General features: G+C 57.5%; 1 protein-coding gene. It reads left to right on the top strand.

The features are described 5' to 3' along the window. On the top strand, window positions 1–214 hold a 214-nt coding region (locus FW758_RS24995), incomplete at both ends, for a VCBS domain-containing protein (RefSeq protein ID WP_446446871.1).

Here is a 214-nt window from a genome sequence, read left to right as displayed (position 1 = left end):
GTATTCCAAGCGGGCAACGGCACCCCAAGTGTTGGCGCGCTCGGCAGCTTAACCATCGATGCCGACGGCAACTGGACTTACAACGTCGATAACGCCGACGTGCAGTATCTGGCCGAAGGCGAAACTAAGGTCGAAACCTTTGTGGTGTTGAGTGCCGACGGCACTGAGCACACGGTCACCATCACCATTACCGGCACCAACGATGTGCCTGTGA

The sequence above is a fragment of the Shewanella sp. 1180_01 genome, from assembly GCF_052850535.1.
This window is presented reverse-complemented; position numbering and strand designations above follow the sequence as displayed.